Source organism: Streptomyces sp. NPDC002580, from assembly GCF_042889485.1.
In the GTDB taxonomy this organism is placed as follows: Bacteria; Actinomycetota; Actinomycetes; order Streptomycetales; family Streptomycetaceae; genus Streptomyces.
On sequence record NZ_JBIAQZ010000002.1, the window covers coordinates 205125 to 219526 of the forward strand.

General features: G+C 73.6%; 14 protein-coding genes. 10 read left to right on the forward strand and 4 right to left on the reverse strand.

Annotation, left to right across the window (positions count from 1 at the left end; translation table 11 throughout):
• Positions 1–66: 66 nt before the first annotated feature.
• The 10 genes from ACFYW7_RS07375 to ACFYW7_RS07420 all read left to right on the forward strand — a co-directional run bounded on the left by ACFYW7_RS07375 (position 67) and on the right by ACFYW7_RS07420 (position 10484).
• The gene (locus ACFYW7_RS07375; RefSeq protein WP_389498990.1) at positions 67–1830 is read left to right on the forward strand and encodes a nitrilase-related carbon-nitrogen hydrolase; all 1764 of its coding nucleotides are present in this window, start codon (positions 67–69) and stop codon (positions 1828–1830) included.
• Between the two features lie 94 nt (positions 1831–1924).
• Positions 1925–2731 carry a hypothetical protein gene (locus tag ACFYW7_RS07380; protein ID WP_389498992.1) on the forward strand — a complete coding sequence of 269 codons (807 nt, stop codon included), beginning with the start codon at positions 1925–1927 and terminating at the stop codon, positions 2729–2731.
• Positions 2728–3711, forward strand: coding sequence for a hypothetical protein (locus ACFYW7_RS07385; RefSeq protein ID WP_389498994.1), 984 nt, complete (start codon positions 2728–2730; stop codon positions 3709–3711). The genes ACFYW7_RS07380 and ACFYW7_RS07385 overlap by 4 nt, the downstream gene beginning before the upstream one ends.
• 79 nt (positions 3712–3790) lie before the next feature.
• The gene (locus tag ACFYW7_RS07390; RefSeq protein ID WP_389498996.1) at positions 3791–5008 is read left to right on the forward strand and encodes a Rieske 2Fe-2S domain-containing protein; all 1218 of its coding nucleotides are present in this window, start codon (positions 3791–3793) and stop codon (positions 5006–5008) included.
• Between the two features lie 220 nt (positions 5009–5228).
• On the forward strand, positions 5229–5915 hold the full coding sequence (locus tag ACFYW7_RS07395) for a hypothetical protein (protein ID WP_389498998.1): 687 nt from the start codon (positions 5229–5231) through the stop codon (positions 5913–5915).
• The gene (locus ACFYW7_RS07400) at positions 5912–6877 is read left to right on the forward strand and encodes a hypothetical protein (protein WP_389499000.1); all 966 of its coding nucleotides are present in this window, start codon (positions 5912–5914) and stop codon (positions 6875–6877) included. Before ACFYW7_RS07395 ends, ACFYW7_RS07400 begins: the two co-directional genes overlap by 4 nt.
• Positions 6874–7767 carry an SDR family NAD(P)-dependent oxidoreductase gene (locus ACFYW7_RS07405; protein WP_389499002.1) on the forward strand — a complete coding sequence of 298 codons (894 nt, stop codon included), beginning with the start codon at positions 6874–6876 and terminating at the stop codon, positions 7765–7767. The genes ACFYW7_RS07400 and ACFYW7_RS07405 overlap by 4 nt, the downstream gene beginning before the upstream one ends.
• On the forward strand, positions 7764–8465 hold the full coding sequence (locus ACFYW7_RS07410; RefSeq protein ID WP_389499004.1) for a hypothetical protein: 702 nt from the start codon (positions 7764–7766) through the stop codon (positions 8463–8465). The genes ACFYW7_RS07405 and ACFYW7_RS07410 overlap by 4 nt, the downstream gene beginning before the upstream one ends.
• A complete protein-coding gene (locus tag ACFYW7_RS07415; RefSeq protein WP_389499006.1) occupies positions 8462–9208 on the forward strand; it encodes an arylmalonate decarboxylase in 747 nt (248 codons plus the stop codon). Before ACFYW7_RS07410 ends, ACFYW7_RS07415 begins: the two co-directional genes overlap by 4 nt.
• Positions 9209–9581: 373 nt before the next feature.
• Positions 9582–10484, forward strand: a complete 903-nt coding sequence (locus tag ACFYW7_RS07420) for an alpha/beta hydrolase (protein WP_389499008.1) — start codon at positions 9582–9584, stop codon at positions 10482–10484.
• A 125-nt stretch (positions 10485–10609) separates the two neighbouring features.
• Here the strand turns inward: ACFYW7_RS07420 and ACFYW7_RS07425 are convergent, their stop codons facing one another.
• The 4 genes from ACFYW7_RS07425 to ACFYW7_RS07440 form a co-directional block, all read right to left on the reverse strand.
• On the reverse strand, positions 10610–11254 hold the full coding sequence (locus ACFYW7_RS07425; protein ID WP_389499010.1) for a hypothetical protein: 645 nt from the start codon (positions 11252–11254) through the stop codon (positions 10610–10612).
• 108 nt (positions 11255–11362) lie between these two features.
• A complete protein-coding gene (locus tag ACFYW7_RS07430; protein ID WP_389499012.1) occupies positions 11363–12034 on the reverse strand; it encodes an acetoacetate decarboxylase family protein in 672 nt (223 codons plus the stop codon).
• Positions 12031–13743: a GMC oxidoreductase gene (locus ACFYW7_RS07435; RefSeq protein WP_389499014.1), complete on the reverse strand. Its 1713-nt coding sequence runs from the start codon at positions 13741–13743 to the stop codon at positions 12031–12033. Before ACFYW7_RS07435 ends, ACFYW7_RS07430 begins: the two co-directional genes overlap by 4 nt.
• Positions 13743–14393 (reverse strand): TetR/AcrR family transcriptional regulator, encoded by a 651-nt coding sequence (locus ACFYW7_RS07440; RefSeq protein WP_389499016.1) that lies wholly within the window; start codon positions 14391–14393, stop codon positions 13743–13745. The genes ACFYW7_RS07435 and ACFYW7_RS07440 overlap by 1 nt, the downstream gene beginning before the upstream one ends.
• Positions 14394–14402: the final 9 nt, after the last annotated feature.

Genomic DNA, 14402 nt, shown 5'->3' on the forward strand with positions numbered 1-14402 from the left:
GCGGGGCTGTCGGCGAGTGTATGTTCAGGAAACAGTGTTCCACCAGGGGAACCAAGGGAGGATGCGATGCCCCCTGTCTCCGTGCGCGTGGCGGCGGCCCAGTTCGCCGTGGGAAGCGACAGGGACCAGAACCTCGCGGCCGTGCTGCGGGCCGTCGCCTCGGCGGCCGGACGAGGGGCCGGCCTGGTCGTGCTGCCGGAGTTCTGCAACCACCTGTCCTGGTACGAGGACAGGCGGCACGCCCTGCGCGAGGCCTGCGTCCCCGGCGACGCGTTCCTCACCGCGGTGGCGTCGGCCGCCGCCCGGCACCGGCTGTACGTCAAGCTGCACGTCACCCTCGCCACACCGGCCGTCCGCCCGGTACCGGGCCGCGGCGACGGCATGCGGATCGCCGCGACGAGCCTGCTCCTCGCTCCCGACGGCACGCTCGCCGGCCGGGCCGACAAACAGACCCTGATGGGCAGCGAGAACGACCACCTGGACCCCGCCGAGACGGTGGGCCCGGTCGTGGCGACCCGCCTGGGACCGGTGGGGCTCTACTCGTGCATGGAAGGCGTCATCAGCGAGGTGTGCCGCTCCCTGTCCCTGCGGGGCGCGCAGTTGCTGCTCAACAGCCTCAACTCCTTCGCCCTGGACGAGGCTTCGCTGCACGTCCCGGTCCGCGCCGCGGAGAACAAGGTGTGGGTGATCGCCGCGAACAAGGTCGGCCCCCTCATCCCCGAGACGCACCTCGCCGCCGTCGCCGCCGGTCTCGGTGTCCCGCCCGAGGCCCTGCACGGCGCGGGCGAGAGCCAGATCGTCGCCCCGGACGGCACCGTGGTCGCCAGGGCGTCCCGCACCGGCGAGGCCCTCGCGGTGGCCGACATCACCCCCGGCAGCGCCCTGGACAAGCAACGGCCCGATGGCACCCATGTGTTCACCGCCCGCCGTCCGGACCTGTACGGGCCCATCACCCGGTCCCCGCGCCCCGTACCCGCGTTCGGCGGGCGGCGCGCCGAGAGCGTGAGCGCGGCGGCGCTCCGGCCCTCGGGCACCGGACGTACGGCCGTGGAGCACGCGGCCCGCCTGGCCGGCGAGGCGGCCGCGCGCGGCGCCCGCCTGCTGGTCCTGCCCGAGCTGTTCTTCTTCGCCGACGGCCGGGTCCCTGCGCACCAGGAGGGCGGCCCGGCCCAGGAGCTGGGCGCCGCCGCGCTGCGGGCCCTGGCCGGGGCCCTGCGCGGCACCGACGCGCTGGTGGCCTGCACCGTGCCGGAGGGGCCCGCGCACCTGGGCGTACTGCTCGGCGCCGACGGGCCGGTCCTGCGGGTGCCGCAGCTGCACCCGAGCGCCCGGCACGCCGACTGGGCGACCCTGCGGCCGGGGCCGCCCGGTGTCCATGACGCCCCGTGGGGCCGGATCGCCCTGGTCACCGGGGACGACAGTGTCCATCCGGAGACCTTCCGGCTCGCCGCGCTCGCCGGGGCCGACACCGTGGCGGTCTGCTTCACCGGCCTGGAGCCCTGGGAGAGCGCCCTGGGACTTCCCGAGCGCTCCGCCGAGAACCGGCTCAACGTGGTCGCCGCCGGCCACGGCCAGGGCGCGGTGCACGCGCTGCCCGCCGGCTTCGGCCTCTGGCAGAACCGCGAGGGCCACTTCACCGGACGCATCAGTCACCCCCGTACCACCACCGCGACCGGGCCCCTCACCTCGGCCGAGATCCACCCCGCGCAGGCCCTGCGCCGACTGGTCTCCCGCTCCACCGACCTGGTCGACGGACGGCCCTGGCGGTTGTCCGGAGCCCTGACGGCCCCGCACGGCACGGCGGACGCACCCGCCACGCACCCGGCCTGACCCGCTCGACCCGCTCGACCACCTCACTTACCCAGCCCCGCCGGACTCGCCCCACCCGCCGACGCCGGCACCGCGACCCCCGAGGAGCAGCACCGTGGCCGAGACCCTCAAGGCCGTCCAGGACATGGCCGACGAAGCGCCCGTGACCGACGTCAGCGAGACCTTCGAGCAGTGGCGTCAGCTCCTCTCGGAACTGAAGGCCAAGATCGACGCCCGGTTCGAACTGCGCCGCGACCCCTCGACCCTGGCCCTGGAGTCCTACGGCGCGCCGCCCGAGAGCCCGGGGGGTTCCCTCGCCGCCTACAGCGGGCCCGAGGTCGACTGGATGGTGCACTCCTGGCTGGGCAACCCGACCCGCGGCTTCGCCAACCTGCACCTGACCGTGTGGCTCGGGCCCCACATCCGCGTGCCGCATCTCGGCATCGCCCTGCTGTGCTGGCCGGGTGGCTGGTTCTACCTCGACTCGGTGCCCCGCGCGAACCTGCTCGCGGACGGCGCGTACTACGACCGCTACTACGCCCCGCTGGACGCGCAATGGCTCTCCGACCGTGAACGGCACCCGGAACTGGACTGGTTCACCAGCCGCGCGGGATTCATCAGGGCGAGCCTGTCGCCCACCGCGTACTGCTACTCGATGCCCCGCGACCAGGAACACGTCGACCTGGTCCGCTCGTTGACCCACGCGCACGTGGACCGCTGGCTCGGCTGGGTGGACGCGGCTCAGGCCGTGCCCGCGGGCGAACGGGACGCGCTGGCGGCGGCCGACCTGGCCACCCGGCGCAACATCGCCGAACGCGACCCGGCCAACGCGATGGGCGTGCGCTACTTCGGCGAGGAGACCACCGACCGCCTGGTCCGGGCCCTGTGGGGCGGGGACCGGGAACTGCCGAGGCCCGTATGACCGCCGTCCGCGCCCTGTGGTGGGCGTGCCGGGTGCCGGGGCTCAAGGAGCCCTTCGACACCGCCCATCTGCGGGTGTTCTATCCGGCCCGGCCGACCGGCTCCGACGCCGAGCGGCTCTCCGGCGAGATCCCGGCCGACCCCGCGGGCGCGCCCCACCCCGTCGCGCTGTTCCTCCCGGGCATCAACGTCGGTCAGGACGCGTACCGTTGGCTGGCCGTCGAGCTCGCCTCGGCCGGCGTCGTCACCGTCACCGCCGATCTCGTGGGCGAGTTGTTCGCCGGAGCGCACGGACTCACCCCGGCGGTCGACCTGGAGGCCGCGACGCCGGCCGGCTACGGCTCACGGCCGACCAGCCCGCTCATCGGGGCGATGCTGGGCGCCGTACGGGAACTCGGTACCAGGCCGCCGCTGGCCGGGCTGCTGGATCCGGACCGGATCGTCCTCGGCGGGCACTCGGCCGGCGGCACGGTGGCCCTCCAGTCCGCCGGTCTGACCCCCGGTGTACGAGGGGTGTTCGCCTACGGGGCCCACACCGTCGTCGCCGATCTCCTCGGCTGGCCCGCCGGAACCGTCCTGCCCGCGGGCGGGGGCGCCCCCGTGCTGCTGCTGTCCGGGGAGCACGACGGGGTGATCGCGGCGAGCGCCGACCGCTACACGCGGCCGGACGGCGCGGCATCCGCCGATCCGGTGTCCCGCACCTTCCACGAGGCCGTCCCCGAAGCGGCGGGCGGCAACGTCTGGGCGACGCTCGCGGACGCGAACCACTTCACCGCCTGCCACCCCGAAGACCCCACCGGCGCCCGCGGGTTCCTGGAGCGCCCCGGCCCCGGGGACGGCGGCGCCGCCAGAGCCCTGCTGGCCAGGCTGATCACCTCGTTCTGCGTCGCGCGCCTGCGCGACGACCCGGCCGCGCGGACCCGGCTCGACGGACTGCTGCGCCCGCCCCACCCCGGACTGGCCGCGGTCCACCGCCGCTGACCCCCACGCACCGGCCCGGCACGGCCCCGCGGGCACAGACCCGCCAAGGAAGCGAGAACGACGCCGAGGAGCGCCACGGATGCTCAAGAACTTCTGGTACGCGGTCGAGTTCGCCGACCGCGTGGGACGCAAGCCGCTGAAAGTGACCTGTCTGGGACAGAGCCTCGTGCTGTACCGCACCGGGGACGGCCGTGCGGTGGCCCTCTCGGACCTGTGCGCGCACCGCGGCGCCGCCCTGTCCGGCGGCACCCTCGCCGGGGACCGCGTCGTCTGCCCGTACCACGGCTGGCGCTTCGAGCCCGACGGCGCGTGCAGCCGGATCCCCGCCAACCTGCCCGGTCGCGCCATCCCGAGGAAGGCCCGGGTGGACGCGTATCCGGTACGGGAACGCTACGGATTCGTCTGGGTGTTCCTCGGCGATCTGCCCGAGGAACAGCGGCCGCCCATGCCCGAGTGGCCGGAGTTCGAGGAGCTGTCGGAGGACGGCGGCCGCTTCCGCGCGGTCACCGGCGAGTACCTGTGGAACTCCAACTACGAGCGGGTGCTGGAGAACGGCTGCGACATCGCGCACACGCCGTTCGTGCACGCGGGCTCCTTCGGCAACCCGGACCGTCCGGAGGTCGAGGAGTACACGCTCGAACAGCCCGACGAGTGGTCGGCGTTCGCCACCGTCTCCATGCACCCGCCGGCCGCCAGGGGCCTGTGGTCGAAGCTCTACCAGGACCGGCGTTCACAGGGCAGGGACCGCCCCCCGGTGGTGAGCACCGCGGGCTGGATGCTGCCGAACCTGGTCAAGCTGCATGTCCGGCTGCCGTTCGGCAACATGATCATCTACGACACGAACATCCCGGTCGACGAGACCACCACCCTGGTCAAGTGGGTGGCCCTGCGCGACTTCTTCACGGGCTCCTGGGCCGACGCGAACACCCGCAAACGCGTGTACCGCATCTTCGGCCAGGACGCGCCGGTGGTGGACGCCACCCGGCCCGAACTGCTGCCCGCCGACCTCGGCGCCGAACTCCATCTGCGTTCCGACCTGATCTCGGTCGCCTACCGGCGCAGAAGACAGGAACTCGCCGCCAAGGGCTGGATGGTGGACGAGGGCGACCGCATCACCGGTGACGTGCCCGCGCGCACGTCGACGGTGATCGCCTCCCCCGGGCGGCGCGAGGTCCCCGAGTTCGCCCGCGCCTGGGAGCAGAAGGCGCACGGCCTCCACCCCACGGTCGAGGGCGCCCGGTCGGCGCCCGGCCCCGAGAAGGACGACGGCCCCGAACCGCGCCCGTCCGGAGAGTGAACCCCAGATGCCGGATCAGACACCCCCGACTTCCCCGATTTTCCCTACCGTTCCTCCGACCGCCCCGACTTCTCCGGTCCCCTCGACCCCCTCAACCACCCCAGAAGTAGCGGCCGTTCCCCCGACCGCCCTGTCCGCTCCCCCGTCGGCCGGAACGGGACCGACCCCTCCGGCCGCCCTGTCCGCCCGCGTCCTCGACCGCCTCACGAGCGCCACGGGGGTGGTCGAACTCCCCACCCCCTGGGCCCTGTTGACGGGTGAGGCGTTCCCCGGACCGGTCGGCTCCGTACGGTATTTCACCGGAACCGGTCCCGTGGCGTCCGTCGTGCACATCTCCCTGGTCGTCCCGGCCGTCGGCCTCGACAGTCACATGGTGTTCGCGTTCGGCACCGCGGACAGCGCGCTGCCGCACTTCACGCTCGACGCCGTGCACACCGGGGACGACTACGCCTTCCACCTGGACCTGGTCCAACGGGCCGACCTCGCCTCGCACCCCGTCTACACCGACAGCGTCTACGGCCCGCTGACGGACGCCCACGACAGCGCGGCACGGATCGACGGGCTGTCCCCCGCCGCGGTCGGCCCGCGCCAGCGCGCCCTCATGTCCCCGTGGATGCTGGTGCACCGCGCCGACGACGCGGCCCTGCGGGCGGTGACCCCGCTCGCCGAGACCTACCTGGAGCAGTGGCTGTCACTCGCCGGCGCGTTCCCGCCCGAGGCCGCCGAGGAAGTCGAGGACACCGATCTCGCCGACCGGGACCACCGGCTGCGGACAGCTCTGTTCAGCCGCGAGGTCGACCCGGTCTGGGCGCGGGTGGACCGGCTCCTCGGTCCGGCCACCACCGACGCGCTGCGCGGTCTTCTGATCACCGGGCACCCGGGAGACACCCCGCGGGAGGCATCATGAGCGCCCCCGCCCCGAGCGCCTGGCAGCGGCGCATCGCCGGTGAATGGCACGGCAGGCCCTCGCTGTTCGACGCGACGGGCACCTGGTGCGGCTTCGAGGACATCCGCCGCTCCTCCGAGTTCGACGACGGCCGCACGGTCTACCGGATGGACGGCGGCCTGGAGGGCGGCGGACCGCTCGCCGGCCGGTTCCGGCTGGCCGCGCCCTTCGCGTTCGCGGTGACCGACGCCGACGACAACCGCGTCTACCACGGCCCCGACTTCCACGGCACGGGCCAACCCTACGGCTCCTTCGTGGACGCCCACTACTACGGGCCCGGCTGGCAGGTCGACCTCAACACCTGGAACCACGTGCTGCCGGACGGCGAGACCCAGGTCTACTCGTCCGTGCTGTACCAGGGCTGGACGGTGGTGGGCTGCTTCAACGGCCTGTACCGCCGCACGACCGGCGCCACGGCCGACGATCCGGCCACCCGGTCCGTGGTCGACGCGCACCTCGCGGCGGAGACCCTGGCGGGCCCCGTGCCGTGGATCCTGCCCACGAAGGACCCCGGCGCCTTCCGGGGAACGTGCGAGGTCTGGGGCGCGGACCAGAAGCCGCTGGGCACCGTCGAGGTGGAGGACCGGCTCACCCCGCTGGACCTGCTGCGTACCGAGCACCGGGTCCGCTGGACGGGCGGCGGGGTCGACCGCGCGTTCACCGTCGTCCGCCGGCGCGACGGCACCCGCGAGTTCTGGGAGGGCCCCCGGGCCTGGGGCAACGCCCAGGCGTTCGGCCGGGCCAACTACCCGGTCTGGCACTTCACCGACGGGGACGTGCACAAGGTCAGGGGCCGGGAGTTCGCGCTCGACGCCACGCCCGGGATGACCGCGGGCGGACGACTCGCCGTCACCTGGGAACTCTTCGACGGCAATGTGCTGGCCGCCGTGATCCACGGGGTCCTGGACTGGGAGGCGACGTGAGGACACCGGCACCCGTCGTGGTGGTCACGGGAAGCACCCGGGGCCTCGGCCACGGCCTGGCCCGCGCGTTCCTGGACCGCGGCTGCCGCGTCGTGGTGAACGGACGTGCGACGCGCGGGGTGAGGGAGGCCGTCGGCTCCCTGGACGCCCCGGCGGACCGACTGTTCGGGCGGGCGGCGGACGTCGCCGACCGGGATCAGGTGCGGGCGCTGTGGGACGCGGCCCACGACACCTTCGGACACGTCGACGTCTGGATCAACAACGCCGGGGTGACCACCGCGCGGCGGGCCCTGTGGGACCTGCCGGACGGCGCGCTGGAGGCCGTGGTCGGCGCGAACCTGCTGGGCACGGCCCACGGCTCGACGGTGGCCCTGAACGGGTTCCTCGCCCGGGGAAGGGGCCGCCTGTGGAACATGGAGGGCCTCGGCTCCGACGGCCGCGTCCTGCCGGGCCTCGGCGCGTACGGCACCACGAAACGCGCGGTCACCCAGCTGACCCGCGCCCTGGCCGCGGACCTCGACGAGCGGGCCGCGACCGAGCCGCACGACGTACGGGCGCTGTGCCTGTCGCCGGGCATGGTCGTGACCGACCTGCTCGTGCACGACTACGACGCCGCGCAGTACGCGGCGGCCCGGAAGGTGCTGGACATCCTCGCGGACCGGGTGGGGACCGTGGCCCCCTGGCTGGCCGACCGCGTGCTGGCGGACCGTACCCGCAACGGCGGACGGGTCGCCTGGCTGACCCGCCGCAAGGCCGCGGCGCGGTTCGCGGCCTCGGCCTTCCGCACCCGGGGCGTGCTGCCGGCGACCCTGCCCGGCCGGGGCGCCGGCCCGGAAGCCGTCACGGAGCGGACCTCGGGCGCGCGGCACGGCGAGGAGACACCCCGATGAGCGCGGCCGTGGACTACCCCGTGTCGCTCGCCCTGCAGGACTTCGTGCCGGTCCTCCTGACGGGAGCCGGGGCGATCCTGCTGGTCCGGCCGATCGCCCGGACCGCGCCCCGGGCGGCTCCCACCGCCCTCGCCGGAGCCGCTCTGCTCCTGGCGGGAGGCCTGTCCAAGGCGGTCTGGAAGCTCGTCGTCGCCCTGGACGGTCCGGACGTCCAGCCCATGGACAAGGCGCTGTTCCCTCTCCTCGCGCTCGGGTTCCTGGTACTGGCCCACGCCCTTCTGTCGCTGCCGTCCCCCGTCCCCTCCCCACGCGGGACCACGCGCCGCGCTCCGCCGTCGTGGGGGTTCGCGGCGGCCTGGACGCTGTTCGCGGCGCTGTCGGTGGTGCTGCGATCGACCCTGCCCGTCATGGTGCTGACCGTCGCGGCGGTCACCGTGTGCGGTGTACGCCTGATCCTGCTCGCCCGCGCGGCCAAAGACACGGGGGCGGCCTCCGCCGCGGGCCTGTGGCTCCTGGGCATGTACGTCCTCGGTCCGCTCGCCGGACGTCCGGACCAGAGCGTCGCCCTGCAGTGGGTGGAGCAGTCCTGCAACACCCTCACCCAGGCGGCGCTGCTGGTCACCGCCGTGCGGCTCGCCCGCTCGCTGCCCGGCCCCGCACCGCGGCTGGCCCGCCTCCCCGGAACGGTGACCCCATGACGGACGTCCTCGGCTGGCGCCACAAGTTCGGCGTCATCGCCCCCAGTACGAACACGATCGTCGAGCCGGACTTCCACCGGATGGCCGTGCCCGGAGTCACCTCGCACTTCTCCCGGATCCACATCCGGGACCAGGACATGTCCGGCGACGCGGGCATGGAGCGCCTGCTGGAGCAGATCCGCGCCGAACTCGGCGCCGCCTGCGAACGCGTGCTCACCTGCGAGCCCGACTACATGGTGATGGGGATGTCCGCCGAGACGTTCTGGGGCGGTGTCCAGGGCAATCGTGACTTCGTCCGCCAGATCCACGACGCCACCGGGCTGCGCGTCGCGACCGGCGCGGAGGCCTGCGACCGGGCCCTGAGGCTGTTCGACGCGCGACGCGTCGCCGTACTGACCCCCTACCAGCCGGTGGGTGACGCCAACGTCCGGCGGTTCTTCACCGAGCTCGGCTTCGACGTCGTCGGCGTGAGGGGCCTGCGCTGTCCGACGGCCGTGTCCATCGCCCATGTCGAGGAACGCGAGCTGCGCGAGGCGCTCACCGGTCTCGCCCGGCTGGACGGTGTCGACGCGCTCGTGCAGTGCGGGACCAACCTGTCCATGGTCACCCTGGCCGACGAGGCCGAGCGCTGGCTCGGGCTGCCGGTGATCGCCATCAACGCGGCCACCTGGTGGATGGCACTGCGCGACAACGGCGTCGCCGACCGGGTGACGGGCGCGGGGTCGCTGCTGCGGGACCACTAGCGCGAGCTGACGGTTCATCACTTCAGAGGGATATGGCGCTTTATCAGGTCGTTCGCGGCCGTCCGGCGTACACGGCCGTCCGCCGGACACCGGTGATTTCGCCGATGCCAGCCGGCCCGCCCGGTCCCACAATGGCACGGTGAAGGCAGGCGCCACACCTGCCCCACGCGCCTCCCGACGTACCGTCACCCCACCCGCCAACCACCCCGTCACCGAACCGCGACGAAGAGCCGCGACGACGACAGTGACGGGACACGGCACCGCGCGAACAGTCCCAGCAGTCACCGGAAGTACCGGCAAGCACTGCCAAGCACCGCCGCCAGGCTCCGGATCCCCCACATCCCCCGCACCTCCACCAAGGACGTGACGAGCTGTGAATCGGCAGACCTCCCCCACACCCCCCGCCCCGCAAGCGCCCGCCCGGGCCGGGCGTTCCCGCCTGATGCGCGCGCTGACGACGCTGACGCTGTCGCTCGGCCTCGCGACAGGTCTGATGTTCGGCTCCTCCGGAACGGCGACGGCCGACGAGATCGGCCAGGCCCCCACCAGTTCCAACATCACCGGCAGCGGCAGCTTCACTGTCACCAGCGCCGCCGTCACCGGCCAGAGCGGCTTCGGCGGGGGCCAGGTCTACTACCCCTCCACGGCCGGCACCTACCCGGTCGTCGCCGTCTCCCCCGGTTTCACCGCCTCCTGGTCCAGCATCAGCTGGCTCGGCCCCCGACTGGCGTCCTGGGGATTCGTGGTCGTCGGCATCGACACCAACTCCGTCTACGACCAGCCCGCCAGCCGGGGAACCCAGTTGCTGGCCGCGCTGAACTGGGCGGTGAACTCCGCGCCGACCGCGGTCCGCTCGCGGGCCGACGGCACCCGGCGCGGGGTGATGGGTCACTCGATGGGTGGCGGCGGGAGCCTGGAGGCGCTGGCGGCGGACACCACCGGCCTGGTCAAGGCCGCTGTGCCGCTGGCCCCCTGGGACAGTGACAAGACCTGGAACAACGTCAGCGAGCCGGTGGCCATCGTCGGCGGCCAGTCGGACACCGTCGCAGCGCCGAGCAGCCACGCGATCCCCTTCTACAACACGCTCGCCGGGCAGAAGGAGTACGTCGAGATGTCCAGGGCCTCGCACGGCGCGCCCGCGGCGTCCAACACCACCACCTCCCGGGTGATGGTGTCCTGGTTCAAGCGTTACCTGAACAACGACACCCGCTTCACCCCGTTCACCTGCGGATATTCCGGCAGCGCCATCTCCTCCTTCCTGACCAACGCCTGCTGAGCAGCCTGCGGGCGTCACACGGTGCCCCCGCCCTCCGGGCGGGGGCACCCGTCTGCCGCGGAACCGCGCGTACCGCTGCGGCACGACTCCGCCGGCCCGACCGCCACCCGGGGCGGCCCGGCGGCTCAGCGCGCGGCCGGCGCGGGCGCGGGAGTCCCGTTCACGTCGAGGCGCCGGTCGCGCCGGGCGGCCAGCAGGCCGGCCAGCATGAGCGCTTCACCGAGGTTGCCCAGGGGCGGCACCCTGAACGCGAGCGCGGAGGCGACGAAGACGGCGAGGGCGCCCAGGGCGACCCACGGCACCCCATGACGTCTCCATGTCACCAGACCGATCACCAGCAGCGCCAGGATCGCGAGGACCGCGGCGACGGGAGCCCCCGCGTCGCCGGCGTCGGTGTAGCGCAGGGTGTCCGCCCAGGTGCGGGGCTCCAGTTCGAGGCCGGGCAGGGTGGTGAGAACCCCGAGCACCGAGAGCGCTCCGGCGACCCCCCAGGCCCACCGCGCCGTACGCCGGTCCGGTCCGAGCAGCAGCGCCCCGCACACGACGGCCAGTGGGGTCAGGACGGCGTGCACCAGGAACCGGCCCGTGTTGAGGGCCTCCAGAACCGCGCCCTCCCCCACGGCCGCCCCTGTGGCCACGACCAGCGAGTCGTACGCCAGGGCGACGCCGAGGACGGCGATCCAGCGCCCCGGGCCGCCTCGCCTCCGTGACGCGGCCCAGGCGAGCAGCAGTTGGACAACTCCGGTCGCCACCAGCGCGGTCGAGACCATCGCACGCTCCCTTCCCTCACGCCTCAGGGTTTCCCCATGGGTCACACGCCCTTGCTCGGACATCACCGCCGAAGCGGCCTCGCCGTCCGCGATCCGGGAAGGGACCTCTCACCGGCCGGGACCGCGGTCCCGGTCCTGTGCGGCCGACGGGGTGACGGCCGTGGGAGCGCCGTCCCCGAACCGCAGGGTGAAGTCCTCCAGGGCCAGGCTGAGAAGAGGCGGCCGGCGGCTCAACTCCCGCAACGGGCCGCTCTCGTGGGCGGTCCAGCTCGCCCGTGCCGTGCGCACGGTGGACCGCGAGCGGACACGGCTCGTCTTCAGCGCGCCGTCGAGGGTCTGGGCGACGCGGTAGCTGAGCGGCCAGCGCCCCGGTATCCGGCGGCCGGGCGCGAAGGCGGCGGTGGTCAGGACGTCCTTCTCCGTCGCCGCGCCCGCCCGCACCCCGTCGGTCCGGTCGATGTCGAAGTCCGCCATCTCCTTGGGGATGCCCCACAGTTCGCGGCCCCCCGTCATCGACGCGGCGCTGTCCACCCAGATGTCGGTGATGCAGACACGCGGGCGGTGGCCGTCCCGTACGAGGACGGCCCTGAGCAGTTCGCTGTAGTGCAGGACGCTGTCGTTCTCGTAGACGACCCAGGCGGCGCCGGCCACACCGCGTCCGGCGACGGTGACCGGCCGGGTGCCGTCCGCCACCCGGGGCAGTTCGCGGGCCGGCACCAGCCACAGCGACAGGTACATCTGGCCGGCCAGGTGCCAGGGTTCCTCGGGGTAGGGCGTCACAGGGGGTCCTTTCCGGTGGGGGGTGCGAGCCGCAGCGCCGCCGGTGCGTGCGCGGGCACGGCGGGGTTCCTCGGGGGGACCGGCCGCACCCCGCGGTAGGGCAGGCCGGGTTCGGGCCGGACGTCGTCCTCCCCGTGGTTGGGCCACAGGGCGACGGCCCGCTCGGCCAGGGCGGTGATGGTGAGGGAGGGGTTCACACCGAGGTTCGCCGAGATCGTGGAACCGTCGACGACGTGCAGACCCGGGTACCCGTGCAGCCGGTGGTAGGGGTCGACGACCCCGGTCTCCGGGTCCTCGCCGACGGTGCACCCGCCGATGAGGTGCCCGGTGGTGGGGACGTCGAACAGATCGCCCCAGGTGCCGCAGGCCTGTCCGCCGACGCGTTCGGCCGCCCGGCGGGCCGCGCGGTGCCCCGCCGGGATCCAGGTCGGGCTGGGAGCGCCCTCCCCGGGCCGGCTGGTCAGCCGCCGCCGGCCGGTGAGGGTGCGGCGGAGGTACGTCGTCACCGAGTTGTCGAGGGACTGCATGACCAGCAGGACGACGGTCTGCTCGGACCAGCGGCGCGGGTTGTGCAGACCGGGCAGCCGGCGCAGGTTGCGTGCCATCGCGGCCAGTCCCGCGAGCAGCCGGGGGCGGCCGGGGACGGGGTCGACGAGCATCGCGCCGAGCAGGGCGAGCAGATTGCTTCCCCGGCCGTAGCGGACGGCTTCGACATGGGTGTCCGCGTCCAGGTGCACGGAGGAGGTGATGGCGACTCCCCGGCTGTAGTCCGCGTTCCGGTCCCGGGACCGGACACCGAGGATGGCCTCGGAGTTGGTGCGGGTCAGCTGTCCGAGCCGGGGCGACACCCGCGGCAGGGAGCCGCTCTCCCTCAGCCGGTGCAGCAGCCGTTGGGTGCCGAGGGCCCCCGCCGCGAAGACGACGTGCCGGGCGGTCAGTGTCCGTTCTCCTCGGCGCGGCCCGCCACCGGTGCGGACCGAGGTGACGGCCCAGCCGTCTCCGTCCGGGGTGACGTCGGTGACGGTCCGCAGCGCCAGCACGTGGGCACCGGCGCGTTCGGCCAGGCCCAGGTAGTTCTTCGGCAAGGTGTTCTTCGCGTTGTGCCGGCAGCCCGTCATGCAGGCGCCGCAGTGCAGACAGGCGTTGCGGTCGGGTCCTGCCCCGCCGAAGTACGGGTCCGCCACGCGGGCGCCGGGTTCGGTGCCGGGTGGCCCGAAGTGCACGCCGACCGGCACGGTCCTGAAGGTGTCGGCGCAGCCGAGATCTCCTGCGGTGTCCCGCAGGAGCCGGTCGGCGTCGGTGAGCAGGGGGTTGGGGGTGACGCCGAGCATGCGGCGGGCCTGCGCGTAGTAGGGCGCGAGTTCGCTCCGCCAGTCGGTGATCGCCGCCCAGGGCGAGCCCTCGTAGAAGGTGGCGGGCGGCTCGTAGAGCGTGTTGGCGTATCCGAGGGAGCCTCCTCCGACGCCCGCGCCCGTGAGGACCAGCACGTCGCCGAGCAGGGTCATGCGCAGGATGCCCGTGCAGCCGAGGCGCGGGGCGAAGAGGTAGTCGCGCACGCGCCAGGACGTACGCGGGAGGTCGGTGTCGGCGAAGCGGCGGCCGGCCTCCAGGACACCGACGCGGTACCCCTTCTCCGTGAGGCGCAGAGCGGTGACGCTGCCGCCGAATCCGGAGCCGATGACGAGTACGTCGTAGTCGGGCGCGTCCATCAGGACTCCTTCGGCACGAAGTCGGCGAGGAGGGGACCGACCAGACGCGTGATGTTCGCCCGGCGGATCTCCGGGTGTTCGCCGACCAGTCGCACCGGTCCTTCGAGGCCCGGCGTGTGTGCCACCAGCGCGAGGTGCGGCAGGAGCACGAGCAGCAGCGAGAGCAGGGCGTCGACGTCGGCACCCTTGCGCAGGTCGCCGGTCCCGACCGCCCGCTCGACCAGCGGGCGCAGCCCGGCCAGGTAGATGTCCTGCACCGGCACGCGTACGGCGTTGCGGACGGCGGGGTCGAGTTCCATGTTGGTGGCGGCGGTGACCCCGCGCTCCAGCGGATGGCACGCGAAGTAGTCGAGCCAGGCTTCCAGGGCGTCCGTGAGGTACCGGGGGAACTCCGTGGAGCCGTCGTACCCGTCGAGCCAGGGCCGCATGGCGGCGTAGACGCGCAGGGAGGTCTGCTCGGCCACGTAGGCGAACAGGTCGAGCTTGCCCTCGAAGTACTGGAACAGCGATCCCTTGGCCACGCCGGCCTCGCGGGCGATGACGTTGAGGCTTCCGGTGGAGTAGCCGTGGGTGCCGAACTCGTCCATCGCGGCGACCAGGACCCGTTCGCGGCGCACCGGTGACAGTCGGGTCCAGGTGGATGTGGGCATGAGCGCTCC